The following is a 20,677-nucleotide window of genomic DNA, read 5'->3' as shown; positions in this document are numbered from 1 at the left end:
CCTAGCGCACCAGCGCCACCTGGCGCGATGCCGGCCGCGCGGCCGCACGTGCCTGCGGCATCGCCGGCTGCTCATTGCCCAGCTTGAAGCGCGCCACCAGCGTGGCCAGCGTGGCTGCCTGTTCCTGCATGCTGCCGGCCGCAGCCGCCGCCTGCTCCACCAGCGCCGCATTTTGCTGCGTCACCGAATCCATCTCCGTGATCGCCGTGTTGACGTGGCCGATGCCGGTGCTCTGCTCGCTCGACGCATCGGTAATCGACGACATGATCTGCGTCACGCGCGACACGCTGGCCACCACCTGGTCCATGGTGGTGCCGGCTTCCGCCACCAGCGCGCTGCCGGCGTTGATGCTGTCCACCGAAGTGTTGATCAGTTCCTTGATTTCCTTGGCCGCCGCCGCCGAGCGCTGCGCCAGATTGCGCACCTCGGACGCCACCACCGCGAAACCGCGGCCCTGCTCGCCGGCGCGCGCCGCTTCCACCGCCGCATTCAGCGCCAGGATATTGGTCTGGAAAGCGATGCCGTCAATCACGCTGATGATGTCGACAATGCGCGTGGCCGAGGCATTGATGGTTTCCATGGTCTGCACCACCTGCGACACCACCTTGCCGCCGCGTTCGGCCACTTCCGAGGCCGACTGCACCAGCTGGTTGGCCTGCTGCGCGTTGGCGGCGTTCTGGGTCACGGTCGACGTCAGCTCTTCCATCGACGCGGCGGTCTCTTCCAGCGAACTGGCCTGCGACTCGGTGCGCGCCGACAAGTCCATATTGCCGGAGGCGATCTCGCTGGATGCGGTGGCGATGGTATCGGCGCTGTTGCGGATTTCACTGATGGTCTCGGCCAGCCGCTGCTGCATGGTCTTCACCGAGCGCAAAATGCTGCTCATGTCGGCCTCATGGGTCTTGACCTCGACACTGAGATCGCCGTCGGCAATCTTCTGGGTGATCTGGCCCACGTATTCCGGATCGCCGCCGATGGTGTGACGCAGGCTCTTGTTGACGAAGCTGACGATCACCCACAGCAGCGCGCACACCGCCGCCAGCCAGGCGGCCGATTTCAGCAGCGCGGCGCGGAAGGCATCATCGATATCGTCCGTGTAGACGCCGGTGGTCAAGGCCCAGTTCCATGGCTCGTAGCGCACCACGCGGCTCAGCTTGGGCACCGGCTCGGTCGAGCCTGGGCGCGACCAGTAGTAGCTGACGAAGCCGCCGCCCTCGGGCAAGGCGGCGGTGGCGGCAATGGCGCGGTAGACGTAGGTGCCCTTGGGGTCCTTCAGGTCGGCCAGGTCCTTGCCATTGTTTTCGGGTTTGATGGGATGCATCACCGACAGCGTGCCGCTGCTGATGGTGAAATAGCCGTCCTTGGCGTAGCGCAGGGCGCGGATCACGTCCATGGCCTGCTTTTGCGCTTCTTCCTTGCTCAGGGTACCGGCGGCGGCCTTGTCGCCAAATTGCTTGACGATGTTGAGGGCCATGTCGTCGAGGTTGCGCAAATCGTTCTTGCGCTCCTCCACCCGTATGTCGCGGGTCTGAATGGTTTCAAACACAAAGATCGCGGTGATACACAGCAGGCTGCAAATCAACGGCACCCACAGCTTCTGCTGAAAGGACAATTTATTCATGGTGCTGGTCTCCCTATTGTCTTATAGAAACCAGCATACCCCCAAAGCGAGCCCGCGTGGAACTCGCTGTGGTTTATTTGAAACTCAGCCGCAGATTAGCGGGTGCTGCTGTCCTTGTTCTGCTTGGCGGCCAGCTGGGCTTTCACCTCGGCGTTTTTCGGACGCGGCGCCATGAAGGCGGGGTCCTGGTAAGCGTCATTGATGTCCAGCAGGCCGGCCTTGCGGGCGGCGATGACTTCGGCCTTCACCTGTTCACGGGTCAGGGTGCTGGTGTTGCTGCGGAAGGCCTGGTCGAAGGCGGCTTCGTTGGTGTCGGCGGCGAACGTGCTGCCAGCGGCAACGAACAGGGCGACGGAAGCGAGGATGGCTTTGGTGTTCATGGTAATGCTCCTGAAGAGGAATGCGATGGAGTCATCTTAGTATTAAAAATTCTGATAAAAAAGCGCAATTATTGGGTCAAACACATTCATTTATCCGATCTATCCTGTGCAGTTGGTAGTGTTCTTAAGCAACGAAATGTGTCAGAATAGTGATCTCGTATTAACAATTCTTCGCCCACATGAAACTGCCCCTGTCGACAGCGTTATTGGCGTTTTGCGCATGCGCAGCGCGCGCTGCGGCGGTGTCGCCGATCGACGGCGCGCAGCTGGTCGAGCAGATCAGCACGCTGGCCTCGGATGAGTTCGAAGGCCGCGCGCCCGGCACCCAGGGCGAAAAGCTGACCATTGAGTACCTGCAGCAGCAATTCAAGAAACTGGGGCTGGAACCGGGCAACCCGGACGGCACTTATCTGCAGAGCGTGCCGCTGGTCGGCATCTCCAGCCATCCCACCCTGAGCTACGGCGGCAAGCAGTTGAAATTTGGCGACGACTACATCGCCTGGACCGCGCGTCCCGAGCCCAATCTGGACGTCAACGAATCCGAGCTGGTATTCGTCGGCTACGGCGTGCAGGCGCCCGAGTTCACGTGGGACGACTACAAGGGAGCCGACCTCAAGGGCAAGACCCTGGTCATGCTGATCAACGACCCGCCGGTGCCCGACCCCAAGCATCCCCGGCAGCTGGACGGCAACGTCTTCGGCGGCCATGCGGTGACCTGGTACGGGCGCTGGAACTACAAGTACGAAATGGCCGCCAGACTGGGCGCCGCGGCCGCGCTGATCGTGCACGAGACCAAGGCGGCCGGCTATCCGTATGACGTGGTGGTCAACGGCTGGGGCCGTGAAAACTTCGCGCTCAAGGACAAGACGCCGGAACCCTATCTGCCGGCCATGGCGGGCTGGCTGCAGCACGAGCGCGCGTGCGACCTGTTCAAGGCCGCGGGGCTGGATTTCCAGGAACTCAAGCAGCGTGCCGCAGCGCGCGACTTCAAGCCGCTGCCGCTGGGCATCAAGATCAACCTCACGAGCGTGAACGCCACGCGCGAGGTGGCATCGCACAACGTGGTGGCGCGCATACCGGGTTCCGACCCGCAGTTGAAAAATGAAGTGGTGGTCTACACCGCGCACTGGGACCACTTCGGCATCGACGAAACGCTGCCGGGGCCGCGCACGCAGCAAATCTTCCACGGCGCGGTGGACAATGCCAGCGGCGTAGCGGCCCTGCTGCAGATCGCCAAGGCCTACAAAGCGCTGCCGGCGGCGCCCAAGCGCACCATCTTGTTCGTGGCCACCACGGCGGAAGAACGCGGCCTGCTGGGCGCGCAATACTACGTGCGGCATCCGCTATACCCGATCAACAAGACAGTGCTGAACATCAATATCGATGGCCTGAACATGTGGGGCCGCACGCGCGAGGTCGAGCTGAGCGGCATGGGCAAGTCCAGCGCCGACAATATCGTCGCGGCCATCGCGGCCAAACAGGGGCGGGTGGTCAAGCCGGACAGCAACGTCAGCTATGGCAGCTACTACCGCGGCGACCAGCTGGAATTCGCGCGGGCCGGCGTGCCGACCATCTACCTGCGCAGCAGCGCCAGCAAGACGCTGTACTACACCGCGCACCAATACCACACCGTGAACGATGTAGTGCAAGCCAACTGGAACACCGCCGGCGCGGTGGAAGACATCAACCTGTTATTCCAGGCCGGCTACCAGGCCGCACAAGCCAAAGACGCGCCGAAGTGGAAAGCCGGCGCCGAGTTCCAACGCTAACTCCGGGGTCAGGTCCGCCATTTCTACACGGCCTCTGCTGTAGCGTCCCGCTACAGCAGAGGCCGTGTAGAAATGGCGGACCTGACCCCGGAGTTTAGGCTGGGAGGACGGTGCGCAGGGTGGCGGGAAGGCTGGCCTGTTTCGGCGTCAGCTTCTGCAGCTGGCTGAGGTTGCGCTGCTGCCAGGCATCGTCGCCGGCGCCCTGGATGTCGGCCAGCAGGCCGTCGCCGGCTGGCCCGATGCGCGCGGCGTCCTGCGGCGCCAGATCGAGCAGGCTGTTCAGGTAGGTGACGCCCCACTGGATGCGCGTCACCGGGCCAACCGATGCTTGCCAGGCGCGCTCGTACCATTCCAGCACGCCGGCGGCATCGTTGCGGCGCTTGGCGCTGGCCGCCAGGCTCAGCATGAAGTAGTACGGTGAATGCGAACGCGGCAGTTCGGCCAGCAGCACTTGCTCGGCCTGCGCGGCCAGGCCGGCGTCGTTCAGGGCGCTCACGGCGGTGTTGACCAGGGTGTGGCGCTCGTAGGGATCGGTGGATGCGGCCAGGACGTCGTCCACGCGGGCGCGCACCTGCTCCTGCAAGCTGTGCGACGGCGCCAGCAGGCGCGCCATGCGCATTTGCAGGCGCGCAGCCATCAGGCGGTCCGGCGCGCTGAGCCAGAAATCGTCCGCCCATTGCGCCGCCACGCCGCCCAGCGCTGCCGCCAGTTCTTCGCGCCGGCTGGCGATTTTCACCAGGCCCAGGCCGTTGTTGTTGAAGATGTCCAGGTTGGCGCGCGCCACGCGCGCATCGGCCAGGATGGCCAGCACGGCGGCGGCATCGCCAGCGCCGGCGGCCAGTTGCGCGTGCAAGCTCAGACGCGCGGCGGCGTCGGCCTGGGTGCTGGCGGCCGCCAGCGCGGACAGGGTCGGCGCCAGTTGACGCGTGCCCAGCAGCTTGCCTTCGTCGGTATCCCAGGAGTAGTGGCTGAGCAGCGACCATTCGTCGTCGCTCAGCGCGCGGTTGCCGGACAGGGCGGCATCGAGCGCGGCCGCCGCCGACGCGCCGGCCCGGTGCACCGCCAGCGCGGTGTCGAACGCGGCAACGAACAGTTCGCCGTCCAGCTCGCACGGCAGGCGCGTGATTTCGCTGCCGTCCGGGGCGAACAGCACCAGCGTCGGATAGCTGCGCAGCTGATACTGCGCCGCCAGCGCCTGCGCGCCGGCACGGTCGCCATCGAGGTGGTAGCACAGCACGTCGGCCGTGCGCGCCACGAACTCGTCGCGCCCAAAGATGTCGGCTTTCACGCGGTTGCACGGCGGGCACCATACCGCGCCCCAGTACAGGAACAACGGACGCTGCTGCGCCCGCGCCAGTGCCTGCGCTGCCGCCAGCGTGCCGCCCAGCCATGCCATTGCCGCCATGCGCCTCAGTCCTTGGCCAGCGCCAGGAATTCGGTGCGCATCGCCAGGTTGGGCTGCAGTTCGCCCAGCATGGCCGAGGTCACGGTCTCTTCGCCCGGGGTGCGGATGCCGCGGCTTTCCATGCACAGGTGACGGCATTTCACCACCACGCCCACCGCTTTCGGCTCCAGTACTTCCATCAGCGCATTGGCGATCTGCATGGTCATGCGTTCCTGCACTTGCAGGCGCTTGGCGAAGCAGTCGACCAGGCGGGTCAGTTTGGACAGGCCGACGATCTTGCCGTTGGGGATGTAGCCAATGGTGGCCTTGCCGAAGAACGGCGCCAGATGGTGCTCGCAGTGGCTGTACACCGGGATGTTGCGCACGATGATGAATTCGTTGTACTGCTCGGCGCCGTCTTCAAACGCTTTCAGCAGGGTGGCCGGGTCTTGCTGGTAGCCCGAGGTCCAGTGCTTCCACGCCTTGGCAACGCGGGCCGGCGTTTCCAGCAGGCCGGGACGGTCCGGGTCTTCGCCGATGCTGGCAATCAGGCGGCGCCAGTCGTTTTCCGTAAATTCTTGAGACATGTTGAAACACCTTTGTTTGAAATTGCCCGACAGTATATCGGACCTGCGGCCCTACCGCTTGGGCCGGTGCGCATCGATCAGGCGCGCGGCGATCGAGACCTTGACCGGCAAATCCGGCCAGTCGTCGTCTGCGCCGAACCAACGGGCGTCGGCAATTTCGTTGGGATCGAGGCGGATGTCGCCGTCCAGATAGTCGGCGGTGTAGGCTATCATCAGCGAATGCGGGAACGGCCACGACTGGCTGCCGAAGTACTGCAGGTTGTGCACGCGCAGGCCGACTTCTTCGAACACCTCGCGGTGGATGGCTTCTTCCACCGATTCGCCAGCTTCCAGGAAACCGGCCAGCGCGGTGTAGCGCTTGTACGGCGAGTTGGTGTGCATGGCCAGCAGCACCTGATCGCCCTTGCGCACCAGCACCATCATGGCCGGCGAGATGCGCGGGTAGGCGCTGTGCCCGCATTGCGGGCATTTGTAGCAGCGCTCGCCTTCGAGCAGGTGCAGCGGCGTCGCGCAGACGCCGCAAAAGCGATGGGTGCGCGCCCATTCGGCCAGCTGATAGGCCCGCCCGGCCAGGCCGAGGAAGCTGTCGTCCAGCACCCCAAACAGGGAGCGCAGGCCGTGGTAGCCGAAATCCGCCGCCGGCAATGCCGGCTGATCCAGCCACGCGGCCTGGTAGTACCGCCCCTCCCACAGCCCCAGCGCGTGGATGCGTTGCGGCGGCAGCTGCAGCGCGGCCAGCTCGCTTGCATCCGGCAAGCCCAGATTACTGTTGCGCAAAAGCAACTCTCCGCGATGGAACACGAATGTGGCCGTATCGGCATGGTTTTGCGGGCGGATCAGCGGGGTAAATGTGGCGGGAGTGTGCAGCATAGCCGTGAAAATAAAGGATAGACGCGAAACCGCATCTTACAGTGTTTCCAGAATACTTATTTCGGGATCAGAAATCCGCCTCGAAACCGCTCCCTCAAGCGACGCTAAGTCATTGTTTTCAGACCAAGATTTGAGGGATTTTTGGGCCTTTTCTCTCTGGATAAGCTCGTTTGGCGGTACTATATTCTTCCGTCAGGAGAATACTCAACATGCCATCTTTAATCCCGGGTTTAACCACCGAACAAATCGCCAGCCTGCAAAGTAACCAGATCGCCTTATTGACGACTGCGGACTTCGGCTTGCTCTCGACCCTGCAAATGACCGCCTGGGGCACGGAGCAGCTCGCCTACTTCAGCAGCAATCAGATCCGGGCATTGTCGGTGCAGAACCTGCAAACGCTGAGCACAGAGCAGCTCAGCTATGGATTCACCACGCGCCAGGTGCAGGCGCTGGCCAGCAACCAGCTGACCGGCCTGACCACCAATCAGCTGACGGCCGGCCTCAATACCGACCAGTTCGCCGCCCTGACCACCGCCCAACTGAATGCCCTGACGGCCAGCCAGTTTGCCATCATCGCCACCGATGACATTGCCGCCCTGCGCACCGCGCAAGTGGCCGCCATCAACACCACCCTGTTCAGCACCCTGACCAGCAAGCAAATCGTCGCCCTGACCTCCGACCAGTTTGCCGCGCTGCAGACCAGCCAGATCGCCAACCTCACCACCGCGCAGCTGGCCGCGATGGAAACCGACGACATCAGCGCGCTCGGCACCAGGCAGCTCAACGTGCTGGCCATTACCCAACTGGACGCCCTGAGCACCGCCCAGATGGCGGCGCTCAGCACCAAACAGATCGCCAACCTCGGCACGCTGCAGATCAACTCGCTGAGCACGGCGCAGCTGGCGGCCATCGGCACCGACGGCCTGTCCACCCTCAAGACCCAGCAGATCGCCGCGCTCAGCACGCAGCAAATCGCCGCGCTGAACAGCGACCAGATCGTGTCGCTGACCACCGCGCAATCGGGCGCACTGACCACGCTGCAACTGGCGCAGATGTCCAGCGCCCAGCTGTCGGCCATGGAAGCGCAAGACCTGCGTGCGCTGAAGAGCCAGCAACTGGGCGCGCTCAGCACCACCGCCATCGCGGCCCTGACCACCGACCAGATCGTCGCGCTGACCACCGCGCAGATCGCCACGCTGACCAGCGCGCAGCTGCGCAGCCTGGGCACCGACCAGATCGTCGCCCTCAGCTCGGCGCAAACGGCAGCGCTGACCACCGCGCAGGTGCAGGCCCTCAGCAGCCAGCAAATCGCCGCGATTGACACGGTGGACATTGCCGCGATGAAGACTTCGCAGTTGAACGCCCTGGGCAGCGCCCAACTGCATGCGCTCGGCAGCGACCAGCTGGTGGCGCTGACCACCCTGCAGGCATCCAGCCTGGCCACTCAGCTGATCGCCACGCTTGGTACCGCCCAAGTGGCGGCGCTGGAACTGGCTGACCTGGGCGCGCTGAAGACGCAGCAGATCGCCGCCTTCACCACGGCCGGCATCGCCGCCCTGACCACCGATCAGATCGTGGCCCTGAAGACCGCACAAACCAATGCGCTGGGCTCGCAGCAACTGGCTGCCCTCAGCAGCAACCAGGTACGCGCGCTGGAAACGCAAGACCTGGCCGCCATCCGCACCAGCCAGCTGAACGGCCTGAGCAGCGCCAACATCGCTGCCCTGGGCACCGATCAGGTGGCCGCGCTGACCAGCGCGCAAATCGCCAACCTCGGCAACAGCCAGCTGGCCGCGCTGGACAGCGACCAGATCATCGCCCTGACCACCCTGCAGGCGGGCGCCCTGACCACCGCGCAAATTGCCGGTCTGAGCAGCATGCAAATGGCAGCGCTGGAAACCCGCGACCTGCGCGCCCTGAAGACCGGCCAGATCGTGGCCCTGACCACAGCGCAGATCGCCGCCCTGGGCACCGACCAGATCGCCGGCCTGAGCACGCAGCAGATCGCCGCCCTCACTACGCGCCAGTTCGTCACCCTGAGCACCGACCAGATCGTGGCCCTGAGCACCCAGCACATGGTGGCGCTGACCACCCAGCAGCTGAGCCAGATGACCAGCAGCCAGCTGGCCGCGCTGGAAACCCAGGACTTTGCCGCACTCAAGAGCCAGCAGGTGGCCGCGCTCGGCACCGCCACCACCGCGGTGCTGAGCACCGACCAGCTGGCCGCCCTGAGCACCGCGCAAATCGCCGCCATGCCAAGCGCGCAGATCCGCACCTTGAGCACCGATCAGATCGCGGCCCTCAACACGGCGCAGATCGCCGCCCTGCAAAGCGCGCAGCTACAGGCGCTCAGCAGCAGCCAGATCGCCGCGATGGAAACCCGCGACCTGGCCGCCATGCGCACCGCACAACTGGCTGTGCTAAGCAGCGCGCAGCTGGCCGCGCTCGGCAGCGACCAGATCGCCGCCCTGACCACGGCGCAGGCATCGAATCTCGGCACCCAGCAGATCGCCACACTGAGCACCACCCAGCTGGCGGCGCTGGAAACGCAAGACCTGGCCGCCCTGCGCAGCCAGCAGATTGCCGCCATCAGCACCGCAGGCATTGCCGCGCTGAGCAGCGGCCAGGTGGCTGCACTGACCTCGGCCCAGATCGGCGCGCTGCAAAGCCGCCAGCTGGCGGCCCTGGATACCGACCAGGTGGCCGTGCTGAGCACGGCGCAAGCCGCCGGCCTCGGCACCCAGCAGATCGCCGCGCTGTCGACGCTGCAAACGGCCGCGCTCAGCACCGATACCCTGGCCAGCCTGAAGACCCAGCAGATCGCCGCACTGAGCACCAGCGCCGTGGCGGCGCTGACCACCGACCAGATGGTTGCCCTCAGCACGCTGCAAGCCAATGCGCTGAGCTCGCAGCAACTGGCGGCGCTGTCGACCGACCAACTGGCCGCGATGGAAACCCGCGACCTGGCGGCCCTGCGCACCAACCAGCTGAACGGCTTGAGCACCACCGGCATCGCCGCCCTCAGCACCACGCAAGTGGCCGCGCTGGGCACGGCGCTGCTGTCCAGCCTGACCACGCGTCAGCTGGCGGCGCTTGCCAGCGACCAGATCATCAGCCTGACCACCGCGCAAGCGGCAGCGCTGACCACGCAGCAGATCGCCAGCCTGAGCACCGCCCAGATCGCCGCGCTGGAAACCGCCGACCTGGCCGCGCTGAGAACGGCGCAAATCGTCGCCCTGACCACCGCCCAGTTGGTGGCGCTGGGTACCGAACAAATCGTCGGCCTGAGCTCGCAACAGGTGGCGGCGCTGAGCACCCGTCAGGTGGCGGCGCTGTCGACCGACCAGATCCTCGCCATGCAAGCCTCGGCGCTGGCCGCACTGCAATCGCAGCAGGTGGCCGCGCTGAGCAGCAACTCGGTGGCCGCCCTGACCACAGCGCAGATCGCCGCGCTGAGCACCGCCGTGCTGAGCTCCTTCACCACCGGCCAGATCGCCCTGCTGAGCACCGACCAGATCGTTGCTCTGAGCACGCTGCAAAGCGCCGCCCTGACCACGCGCCAGGTGGCCGCGCTGACTACCGACCAGGTCAATGCGCTGGAAACGCAGGATCTGGGCGCTTTCAACACGGCCCAGATTGTGGTTCTGAGCAGCAACCAGATCGGTGCCCTGAGCACCGCGCAAATCGCCGGCCTGCGCTCGCAGCAGGTGGCCGCGCTGGCCACCCGCCAGTTGGCCGTGCTGTCGACCGACCAGGTGGCCGCGCTGGAAACGCAAGACCTGGCCGCCCTCAATTCGCAACAGGCGCTGGCCCTGGGCAGCAATGCCGTGGCAGCGCTGACCACCGCCCAGGTGGCCACCCTGACCTCGACTGTGCTGGCCGCCCTGAACAGCGTGCAGATCGGCGCCCTGACCAGCGACCAGATCGTCGCCCTGAGCACCGCGCAAGCCGGCGTGCTGACCTCGCGCCAGGTGGCTGCACTGTCCACCACGCAATTGGCAGCGCTGGAAACGCAAGACCTGGCCGCCTTTAAGACCAGCCAGATCGTCGCCCTCGGCAGCGCGCAGATCGCCGCCCTGAGCAGCGACCAGGCCGCCGCACTGAGCTCGCAGCAAGTCGCCGCGCTGAGCTCGCAACAAATCGCCGTGCTGAACAGCGACCAGATCGTGGTCATGTCCAGTGCCGACCTGGCCGCCCTGCAATCGAAGCAGGTCGGCGCGCTGGTAACCGACACCGTGGCCGCCCTGAGCACCGCCCAGGTGGCGGCGCTGACCTCCACTGTGCTGGCCGCCCTGAACACCGCGCAAGCCGCGGCCCTCACCACCGACCAGATCGTGGCCCTGACCACCGGCCAGGTAGGTGTGCTGAGCACGGCTGACCTGGCCGCGCTGTCCACCGACCAGATCAACGCGCTGGAAACGCGCGACTTTGCCGCCCTGAAAACCAGCCAGATCGTGGCCCTGACCTCGGACCAGATCGGCGCGCTGAACAGCAGCCTGATCGTGGCCCTGACCACCAGCCAGGCTGCCGCGCTGACGCTGACGCAACTGAACGCCCTGTCCACCGACCAGTTGGCCGCAATGGAAACCCAGGACTTTGCCGCGCTCAAGACCAGCCAGCTGCTGGGCCTGGGCACCAAGGGCATCGCCACCCTGACCCCGGCGCAAGTGGCCGCGCTGAGCACCGCGCAGATCGTGCAACTGAGCTCGGATCAAGTGCAAGTGCTGAGCAGCGCCCAGCTGGCCGCCCTGACCACGGCGCAGGTCGGCGCGTTCACCACCGCCCAGGTCGGCTACCTGTTGACCCAGCAAGTGGCGCTGCTGACCACCGCCGATTGGGCTGCGCTGAAAACCAGCCAGCTCAACGTCCTGAGCACCAGCCAGATCGCCGCCGTCACCACCGACCAGATCGTGGCGCTGAGCTCGCAACAAGCAGCTGCGCTGGCCACGCGCCAGCTGGCCGCCTTCTCGACCGATCAGCTGAACGCCATGGAAAGCGCCGACCTCGGCGCGCTGACGTCGGCCCAGATCGCCAGCCTGAGCACCACCAGCATCGCCGCGCTGGAATTGGCCCTGCTGGCCGCGCTGAAGACCCAGCAGACCGCCGCCCTGACCACCGCGCAGATCCAGGCGCTGGGCACGGCGCAGATTGCAGCCCTGAGCACGCTGCAGGCGTCCAATCTGACCACCGCGCAAATCGCCGCCCTCGGCAGCGACCAGGTGCAGGCGCTGGAAACCGCCGACCTCAACGCCCTGAAGAGCACGCAGATCGCGGCCCTGGGCAGCGACCAGATCGCCCAGCTGACCACCGACCAGGTCGTCGCGCTGAATTCGCAGCAAGTGGCGGCGCTGGCCACGCGCCAGCTGGCCGCGCTGGACAGCGACCAGATCGCTGCGCTGGAAACGCGTGACCTGGTCGCGCTGCAGACGGCGCAGATCGCCAGCCTCGGCACCGACAAGCTGAACGCGCTGACCAGCACCCAGGTGCAGGCCTTGAGCACGGCCCAGATCGCCGCGCTGGGCACCAGCCAGCTGCGCAGCCTGACCACCGACCAGATCGCCGCCTTGAGCACCGCGCAGATCAGCAACCTGCTGACCGCGCAGATTGCCGCCTTGGGCACCGACCAGTTGGCCGCCTTCGGCACCCACGATTTGGCCGCGCTGAAAACCGTGCAAATCGCCGCCCTGACCACTGGCCAGATCAGCGAACTGAGCACCGACCAGGTCGCCGCCCTGAACTCGCAGCAAGTGGCGGCCCTGAGCAGCCGCCAGCTGAACGCGCTGAGCACCGACCAGATCGTGGCCATGGAAACGCGCGATCTGGTCGCGCTGACCACGACGCAAATGACCAGCCTGAACACCGACAGCCTGAACGCCCTGACCACCAGCCAGCTGCAGGCACTGAACACGGCACAGATCGCCGCCCTCAGCACCAGCCAGCTGCGCGCGCTGGACACGGCCCAGATCGTTGCCCTGAGCACGCTGCAAGCAGCCAATCTGAGCACCGCCCACATTGCCGCATTGACCAGCGACCAGTTGCAGGCGCTGGAAACGCAGGACCTGAGCGTGCTGAAAACCGCGCAGATCGCCGCACTGGGCAGCGCGCAAATCAGCCTGCTGAGCACCGACCAGATCGTTGCCCTGAATTCGCAGCAGGTGGCCGCCCTCAGCAGCCGCCAGCTGGCCGCCCTGAGCAGCGACCAGATCGCCGCCATCGAAACGCGCGACCTGGCTGCGCTGAGCACGCAGCAGATTACCGGCCTCAGCACCGATAACCTGAGCGCCCTCACCACCACCCAGCTGCAGGCGCTCAACACGGCCCAGATCGCGGCCCTGAGCAGCAATCAGCTGCGCGCCCTGGACACCGCCCAGGTCATTGCCCTGAGCACGCTGCAGGCATCCAGCCTGACCACCCAGCAGATCGCCGCGCTGACCAGCAATCAGTTGCAGGCGCTGGAGGCCGCCGACTTTGCCGCGCTGAAGACCGCGCAACTGGCGGCCCTGTCCACCAGCCAGATCAGCCTGCTGAGCAGCGACCAGATCGTGGCCCTGACCACCCTGCAGATCGCCAGCCTGAGCACACGCCAGCTGGCCGCGCTGGAAACCAGCCAGGTGGTCGCGATGGAAACGCGCGACCTGGCCGCTCTGACCACCGCGCAGATGAGCGGTCTGGGCAGCGAGAGCCTGAACGCCCTCGGCAGCGACCAGGTGCGCGCGCTGAACAGCGCCCAGCTGAACGCCCTCAACAGCGCGCAACTGCAAGCCCTGGCCACCGCCCAGGTGGCGGTGCTGACCAGCGCCCAGGCGACTAACCTCAACACTACGCAAGTGCAATTGCTGGGCAGCGACCAGCTGGTGGCGCTCGGCACCGATACCCTGGCCGTGCTGAAAACCCAGCAGATCGCCGCCCTGAAGACCAGCCAGGTCGCCGGCCTCAACAGCGCGCAGCTTGCCGCCCTCACCACGCTGCAGGTCAGCAACCTCGGCACGCAGCAAGTGGCCGCGCTCGGCACCGACCAGTTGAACGCGCTGGAAACGCAAGACTTGCAGGCGCTGCGCACGGCGCAGATCGCCGCCCTTGGCAGCAGCCAGATCGCCGGCCTGAGCACTGAACAGGCCGCAGCCCTCAGCACCCTGCAGATCAGCAACCTGAGCACCGCGCAACTGGTGGCGCTCGGCAGCGCGCAGTTGCAGGCCTTCTCCACCACCGATATCGTGGCGCTGAAGACGGCGCAGGTGGCGGCACTGAGCACCGGCCAGCTGGACGCCCTGCTGAGCGATCAGTTCCGCGCCCTCAACACCGCGCAGATCAATGCCCTCGGCACGGCGCAGTTCCAGTCGCTGGCCAGTGAACAGATCGTGGCCCTGACCACCCTGCAGGCCGCCAACCTCAACACCGCGCAAGTACAGTCGCTCAGCGCCAGCCAGCTGGCGGCGCTGGAAACCGAAGACCTGGCCGCACTCCGCACCGCGCAGGTCAACGCCTTCAAGACCAGCCAGATCGCCCTGCTCAACAGCGACCAGATCGCCGGCCTGAGCACGCTGCAAGTGTCGACCCTGGCCACCCAGCAAGTGGCCGCGCTGGGCACGGCGCAGGTGCAGGCGCTGGAAACACAAGACCTGGCCGCGCTGAAGAGCGCGCAACTGCAAGTGCTGGGCAGCGACCAGCTGGCGGCCATCAGCACCAGCCAGCTGCAAGCCATGACCACGGCCCAGCTGTCGTCGCTGAGCACGGCGCAATTCCAGGCCTTGCTGACCGCGCAGATCGCCGCGCTGACCACGCTGCAGGTGGGCGGCCTGGCCACCGGCCAGATCGTCAGCCTGAGCACCAGCCAGCTGGCCGCCTTCAGCACCGATGAAATCGCCGCGCTGAAAGCCGCGCAGGTGGCCGCGCTGCTGACCGCGCAAGTGGCGCGCCTGACAACCAGCCAGGTATTTGCCCTGACCAGCAACCAGGTCGCAGCCCTGACCACCGGCCAGCTGTCCGCCCTGAGTTCCGATCAGGTGGCCGCCTTTGGCACGGAAGACCTGGCCGCCCTGAGCGCGGCCCAGCTGGCCGCGCTCGGCTCGCTGGCCAACCTCACCACCGACCAGATCCAGGCCCTGACCACCGCCCAGATTGGCGGCCTGACCAGCAGCCAGGTGGCGGCGCTGAACACCGCGCAAATCGTCGCCCTGACCACGCGTCAGATCGGCGCCCTGAGCAGCACCAACGTCGGCGTGCTGAGCAGCGACCAGCTGAAAGCGCTGGAGCTGGAAGACCTGGCCGCGATGAAGACCTCGCAGATCAACGCCCTCAGCACCACCCAGGTGACGCAACTCAGTACCGACCAGATCGCCGCCCTGACCACCCTGCAGTTTGGCAATCTGTTGACGCAGCAGGTGGCCGCGCTCAGCACGGCGCAGGTCAGTGCCCTGTCGGCGGACGACATGGCGGCGCTGAAAACCGCACAAGTAGCGACCCTCAGCAGCGACCAGATCGGCACGCTGTCCGCCACCCAGCTGCAAGCCCTGTCCGGCGCCAATCTGAACGCCCTGGGCAGCGCGCAAATCCAGGCCCTGAGCAGCGACCAGATCATTGCCCTGACCACGCAGCAATACGCTGTGCTGGGCAGCGCGCAAGTGGCCGCCCTCAGCACCAGACAACTGAGCGTGATCGAGCAGGAAGACCTGGCCGCGCTGAAAACCGCGCAAGTGGCCGTCCTCGGTACCGACCAGATCCAGGCGCTGGCGCCGGACCGCATTGCGGTGCTGACCACCGCCCAGGCTCAGGCGCTGAGCAGCACCCAGCTGCAGGCGCTGGTCTCGGCGCAGATCCAGGCGCTGAGCACCGCCGACCTGTTCGCGCTGAAGTCGTCGCAGATCGCCGCCCTCAACACCAACCAGCTGAACGCGTTGCTGGACTACCAGCTGCAAAGCTTCGGCAGCGTGCAACTGGGCGCGCTCAGCAGCACCCAGCTGCAGGCGCTGGGCAGCGACCAGATCATCCAGCTGACCACCGCCCAATACGGCTACCTGAGCACCGCCCAGATCGCCTTGCTGACCACCGCCCAACTGGGCGCCATCGAGCTGGAAGACCTGGCCGCGCTGAAAACCGCGCAACTGCTGGCCCTAGGCAGCGATCAGATCCAGTCGCTGACGGTGGACCGGATTGCCGCCCTCACCACGCTGCAGGCACAGTCGCTGGCCACCCAGCAACTGGCGGTGCTGACCACGGCGCAAATTCAGGCGTTGGAAACCGACGACCTGGTCGCGCTGAAATCCAGCCAGCTGCAATCGCTGAGCAGCACCCAGCTCAACGCGCTGAGCTTCAGCCAGGTGCAGAACCTGGCCAGCGCCCAGTTGAACGCCCTGACCAGCGCGCAATTCGGCGCCTTGGGCAGCGACCAGATCATCGCACTCAGCACCACGCAGGCCGGCCAGCTGGCCAGCGCGCAGTTAATCGTGCTGAGCTCGGACCAACTGGCGGCACTGGAACTGGAAGACCTGGCAGCCCTGGCCAGCAACCAGATCGCCGCCCTGACCACGCGCCAGGTCAGCCAGCTCGACCTGGCCCACGTCGGCGCGCTGACCACGGCGCAAGCCATCGCCCTGACCACGGCGCAGCTGGCGGCGCTGTCCACCAGCCAGTTCCAGGCGCTCAGCACCGACAACCTGGCCGCGCTGAAAACCGCGCAGATTGCCGCCCTGACCACCAGCCAGCTGATCACGCTGACGCAAGACCAGCTGCAAAACCTGACCACCGACCAGATCGATGCCCTGACCTCGGCCCAGGCCGCGTCGCTGACCACCGACCAGATCGCCGCCCTGACCTCGACCCAGGTCGACAACCTCGGCACGCGCCAGCTGAACGCGCTGACCAGCGCGCAGATTGCCGCCATCAGCACCGACAACTTTGCCACCCTGTCCAGCGTGCAGATCGGCGCCCTCAACGCGGCCCAGTTCGGCGCCATCACCACCGATCAGATGGTGGCCCTGAGCAGCGAACAAGCGGTGGCGCTGACCACCGCGCAAATTGCCGCTTTCAGCAGCAACCAGCTGGATGCGCTGGAAACGCGCGACTTCCTGGTGCTGAAAACCGCTCAGATCGCCGCCATCAGCGTGGCCAATGTGGCGGCGCTGACCACCGACATCGTCAGCGTGCTGACCACCGCCCAGTTTGCCGGCCTGAGCACCGACCAGATCGCCGCTCTGCAGACCGACCAGATCGTGGCGCTGACCAGTGCCCAGGTCACCACGCTGAGCTCGGCGCAGATCGGTGCCCTCAGCCCCGACCAGGTGAGCGCGCTGGCGACCGAAGACTTCGTCTCGCTGCGCAGCAGCCAGTTGGCCGCCTTCAACACCGCGCAGTTTGCGGCGCTGACCAGCGACCAGCTGAACGCCCTGTCGACCAGCGCCTTCACCGCGCTGACCACGGCCATGCTGAGCCAGCTGACCGCCAGCCAGTTCAGCCAGCTGAGCACGGCGCAGATCGGCGCCCTGACCACGGCGCAGGCGACCTCGCTGGCCACCGACCAGCTGACCGCGCTGACCACCGACCAGTTCGGCGTGCTGAGCACCAATGCCGTGCGCAGCCTGCAGTCCGACCAGTTCGGCGCCCTGAGCACCGACCAGATCGTGGCGCTGGCGACCCAGCAGGTGCGCGCCCTCAACAGCGTGCAGCTGGGCGGTTTGAGCACCGACCAGGTGGCGGCGCTGGAAACGCGCGACCTGGCCGTGCTGACCACCGCGCAGCTGAATCTGCTGAACACCGACCAGTTGCAGGCGCTGCTGACCGACCAGCTGGCCGCGCTGTCGACCGCGCAGATCAGCACCCTGAGCACCGACCAGATCAGCGCCGGCCTCAACACCGACCAGATCGTGGCCCTGACCACCCAGCAGGCGGCCGCCCTGGCCACCAGGCAGGTCGCCGCCCTGACCACCGACCAGATCGTGGCGCTGGAAACGCAAGACCTGTCCTCGTTCAGCACCCGCCAGATGGTGGCGCTGACCAGCGACCAGATCACGGCGCTGAGCACCGACCAGCTGAACGGCCTGACCACCGCCGAGTTCGTTGCCCTGACCACCAGCCAGCTGCGCTACGGTCTCACCACCGACCAGCTGGTGGCCCTGGACAGCGCCCACATCACCGCGCTGACCACCAATCAGCTGACCTACGGCATCGGCAGCGACGCCATTGCCGCCCTGACCACCGACCAGATCGGCGCCCTGCGCACCGCGCAAACGGCTTACCTGGCCACGGCGCAGGTGGCCGCGCTGAGCACCGACCAGATCGTGTCCCTGAGCACCCTGCAGGTGGCGGCCCTGACCACCCAGCAAGTGACCGCGCTGACCACCGACCAGATCGTGGCGCTGGAAACGCAGGACCTGTCGTCGTTCAGCACGCGCCAGATGGTGGCGCTGAACACCGACCAGGTGGCCGCGCTCACCAGCGACCAGCTCAACAGCCTGACCACCACCGAGCTGGCCGCCCTGACCACCAGCCAGCTCAGCTACGGCCTCACCACCGACCAGCTGGTCACGCTGGGCAGTGACCAAATCAGCGCGCTGACCACCAACCAGCTGGCCTACGGCGTCGGCGTGGCGGCGATTGCGGCCCTCACCACCGACCAGATCGCGGCCCTGCGCACTGCGCAAGCGGCGACCCTGACCACGCTGCAGGTGCAGGCGCTGACCACCGACCAGATCGTCGCGCTGAGCACGGCCCAGGCCTCGGCCCTGACCACCCAGCAAGTCGCGTCCCTGAGCAACGACCAGCTGGCGGCGCTGGAAACGGCCGACCTCAACGCCTTTACCACGCGCCAGGTGGTGGCCCTGCAAGCCACCCAAGTGGCGGTGCTGACCAGCGACCAGTTGAATGCCCTGAGCACCACCCAGCTGGGGGCGCTGACCACCAGCCAGCTGCTCAACGGCCTCACCACCGCGCAGGCGCAGGCGCTGAACACCGATCATCTCTATGCCCTCAGCACGCAACAACTGGCCTATGGCTTCAGCGTCGACAACCTGAACGCCCTGACCAGCGACCAGATCCAGTCGCTGCGCACGGCACAGATCGCCGGCCTGACCACATTGCAGGCCAGCAGCCTGAGCACCGACCAGCTGACGGCCCTGAGCGCCGGCCAGATGACCGGCCTCAACACCGCCCAAATGCAGGCGCTGACGGCCGACCAGCTTGCCGCCTTCAGCACCGCGCAGATCGCCGCCATCGACACCCAGGACATGGCGGCCCTGAGTGCCGGCCAGTTCACCGGCCTCAGCAGCGACCAGACCGTGGCCCTGACCACGGCCCAGGTACGCGGCCTGAAAACCCTGCAGATCAACGCGATTGGCGCCACCCAGATCGGCGTCTTCACCAGCGACCAGCTGCAGGCGCTGAGCACCCAGCAGGCCGCCGCGCTGAGCGTGGACGCCGTCACCGGCCTGTCGACTGCGCAACTCAACGTGTTGACCACGGCCGACGTGGCCGCGCTCGGCACGCTGCAGATTTCCAGCATCGACACCGCCAAGCTGGTCGGCCTGAACACCAGCCAGATCCAGGCCCTGACCAGCACCCAGTTGGGCGCCCTCAGCAACGACCAGCTGATCGCCTTCAGCACCGGGCAGATCGCCGCCCTGCGCACCGCGCAGATCGGCTACCTGAGCACCATCCAGCTGGGCGCGCTGACCAACACCCAGGTGCAGGCGCTGACCACCGACCAGATCGCCTCGATCAAGCTGACCCAGATCCCGGCGCTGAGCCTCGACCAGATGGGCGTGCTGCTGAGCGACCAATTGCAGGCGCTGACCACCGGCCAGATCCAGACGCTGTCGGCCTCGCAGCTGACCGCCCTGAGCAGCGCCCAGGCCGGCGCCCTGACCACGGCGCAGATGGGCGCGCTGAAAGTGGCGCAGATCAGCAGCCTGGACGCGACCCAGATCAACGGCTTCAGCACCGACCAGCTGGGCGCCTGGAGCACCACCCAGTTTGGCGCGCTCACCAACGCCCAGATCGGCTACCTGTCGACCGACCAGATTGCCGGCCTGACCACGACGCAAGTGGCCGGCATCAAGACCAGCCAGCTGATCGTATTCAGCAACGCCCAGCTGCAAGCCTTCACCGCCACCCAGGTGCCGGCACTGGCCACGGCCGGCCTGACCTCGCTGAGCGTGGCGCAGGCCGACGCCTTCACCGCCTCGCAGGTGGCGGCGATGTCGGTCACGCAAACCATGGCACTGCCGTCGGGCTCGGTGAACTACGCCACCCCGCTGATCCTCGACCTGGACGGCAACGGCGTGCAAACCCTCAGCATCGCGGCCGGCGTGCAGTTCGACATCCGTGCCGAAGGCAAGCCGGTGCGGACCGGCTGGGTCGACGCCCGCGACGGCCTGCTGGCCCTGGACCGCAATGGCGACGGCATCATCAACGACGGCGGCGAACTGTTCGGCAGCGCCACCACGCTGGCGGACGGCAACAAGGCAGCCGACGGCTACAGCGCCCTGCGCGCGCTGGACAGCAACGGCGACGGCCAGATTACCAGCGCCGACAGCGCCTACGCCGCCCTGCGGGTGTGGGTGGACAGCGACTCGGACGGCGTCAGCCAGGCCGGCGAACTGAAAACCCTGGCGCAGCTCAACATTGCCGCCATCAGCACCCAGGCCAGCAATGCGCTGAGCCAGCAAAACGGCAACATCGTGGGCCTGACGTCGAGCTACACCAGCACCGACGGCAGCGTGCACGCCAGCGCCGACGTCTGGTTCCTGGCGCAAAAACAGGCAGCAACAAGCACTGCCACCTTGCAACAGCAGGTGACGGGCCTGAGCAATGCGATCGGCAGCTACGCTGCTGCGGGCGCGGCCCCTGCGGCGCAAACGCAACAGCTGGAAATGCGGCAGCCGGCGGCCGATGCCACGCTGGCCGGCGGCAGCACGCAAGCCCTGAGCGACGCGCTCAAGCACTACCGCGCCGCCCAAGGTCTGCAGAGCTTCACCGCCGCCGTCAGCGGCAAGCCCCAGCCGCCGGAGCACAGCACCAGCTGGTTCACCGTCCCCAACCGCTAAAAATCCGGGGTCAGGTCCGCCATTTCTACA

The 20,677-nt window shown here is 66.5% G+C and carries 7 protein-coding genes; 2 read left to right on the top strand and 5 right to left on the bottom strand.

The features are described 5' to 3' along the window. Position 1 precedes the first annotated feature (1 nt). Together ABDW57_RS23750 and ABDW57_RS23745 are read right to left on the bottom strand one after the other, a co-directional pair. A complete protein-coding gene (locus ABDW57_RS23750) occupies positions 2-1,621 on the bottom strand; it encodes a methyl-accepting chemotaxis protein (RefSeq protein WP_343732618.1) in 1,620 nt (539 codons plus the stop codon). Between the two features lie 95 nt (positions 1,622-1,716). Then, the gene (locus tag ABDW57_RS23745; RefSeq protein WP_343732617.1) at positions 1,717-2,001 is read right to left on the bottom strand and encodes a DUF4148 domain-containing protein; all 285 of its coding nucleotides are present in this window, start codon (positions 1,999-2,001) and stop codon (positions 1,717-1,719) included. Between the two features lie 179 nt (positions 2,002-2,180). On the opposite strand from ABDW57_RS23745, the gene ABDW57_RS23740 reads away from it, so the two are divergent. Next, complete coding sequence (locus ABDW57_RS23740) at positions 2,181-3,770, top strand: M20/M25/M40 family metallo-hydrolase (RefSeq protein ID WP_343732616.1); 1,590 nt, start codon at positions 2,181-2,183, stop codon at positions 3,768-3,770. A 94-nt stretch (positions 3,771-3,864) separates the two neighbouring features. Here the strand turns inward: ABDW57_RS23740 and ABDW57_RS23735 are convergent, their stop codons facing one another. From ABDW57_RS23735 to nudC, 3 genes are read right to left on the bottom strand one after another with little or no spacing between them, the layout of a single operon-like run. Next, positions 3,865-5,175 (bottom strand): thioredoxin family protein, encoded by a 1,311-nt coding sequence (locus ABDW57_RS23735; RefSeq protein ID WP_343732615.1) that lies wholly within the window; start codon positions 5,173-5,175, stop codon positions 3,865-3,867. Positions 5,176-5,180: 5 nt separating this feature from the next. Next, positions 5,181-5,741, bottom strand: coding sequence for a GTP cyclohydrolase I FolE (gene folE / locus ABDW57_RS23730; RefSeq protein WP_343732614.1), 561 nt, complete (start codon positions 5,739-5,741; stop codon positions 5,181-5,183). Positions 5,742-5,792: 51 nt separating this feature from the next. Continuing rightward, positions 5,793-6,611 (bottom strand): NAD(+) diphosphatase, encoded by an 819-nt coding sequence (gene nudC / locus ABDW57_RS23725; protein WP_343732613.1) that lies wholly within the window; start codon positions 6,609-6,611, stop codon positions 5,793-5,795. Between the two features lie 209 nt (positions 6,612-6,820). Between nudC and ABDW57_RS23720 the strand changes: the two genes are divergently transcribed. Continuing rightward, complete coding sequence (locus ABDW57_RS23720; RefSeq protein WP_343732612.1) at positions 6,821-20,647, top strand: hypothetical protein; 13,827 nt, start codon at positions 6,821-6,823, stop codon at positions 20,645-20,647. Positions 20,648-20,677 lie beyond the last annotated feature (30 nt).

The sequence above is a fragment of the Duganella sp. genome (assembly GCF_039595735.1).
Lineage (GTDB): Bacteria > Pseudomonadota > Gammaproteobacteria > Burkholderiales > Burkholderiaceae_D > Rugamonas.
Note: the sequence above shows the minus strand (reverse complement) of the source record. Positions and strands in the feature narration are given on the sequence as shown.

Excerpts from the sequence above, each read along its gene's own strand:
- ABDW57_RS23740 (WP_343732616.1), top strand. The coding sequence starts at position 2,181 with ATGAAACTGCCCCTGTCGACAGCGTTATTGGCGTTTTGCGCATGCGCA.
- ABDW57_RS23750 (WP_343732618.1), bottom strand. The coding sequence starts at position 1,621 with ATGAATAAATTGTCCTTTCAGCAGAAGCTGTGGGTGCCGTTGATTTGC.
- folE (WP_343732614.1), bottom strand. The coding sequence starts at position 5,741 with ATGTCTCAAGAATTTACGGAAAACGACTGGCGCCGCCTGATTGCCAGC.
- ABDW57_RS23745 (WP_343732617.1), bottom strand. The coding sequence starts at position 2,001 with ATGAACACCAAAGCCATCCTCGCTTCCGTCGCCCTGTTCGTTGCCGCT.
- ABDW57_RS23735 (WP_343732615.1), bottom strand. The coding sequence starts at position 5,175 with ATGGCGGCAATGGCATGGCTGGGCGGCACGCTGGCGGCAGCGCAGGCA.
- nudC (WP_343732613.1), bottom strand. The coding sequence starts at position 6,611 with ATGCTGCACACTCCCGCCACATTTACCCCGCTGATCCGCCCGCAAAAC.
- ABDW57_RS23720 (WP_343732612.1), top strand. The coding sequence starts at position 6,821 with ATGCCATCTTTAATCCCGGGTTTAACCACCGAACAAATCGCCAGCCTG.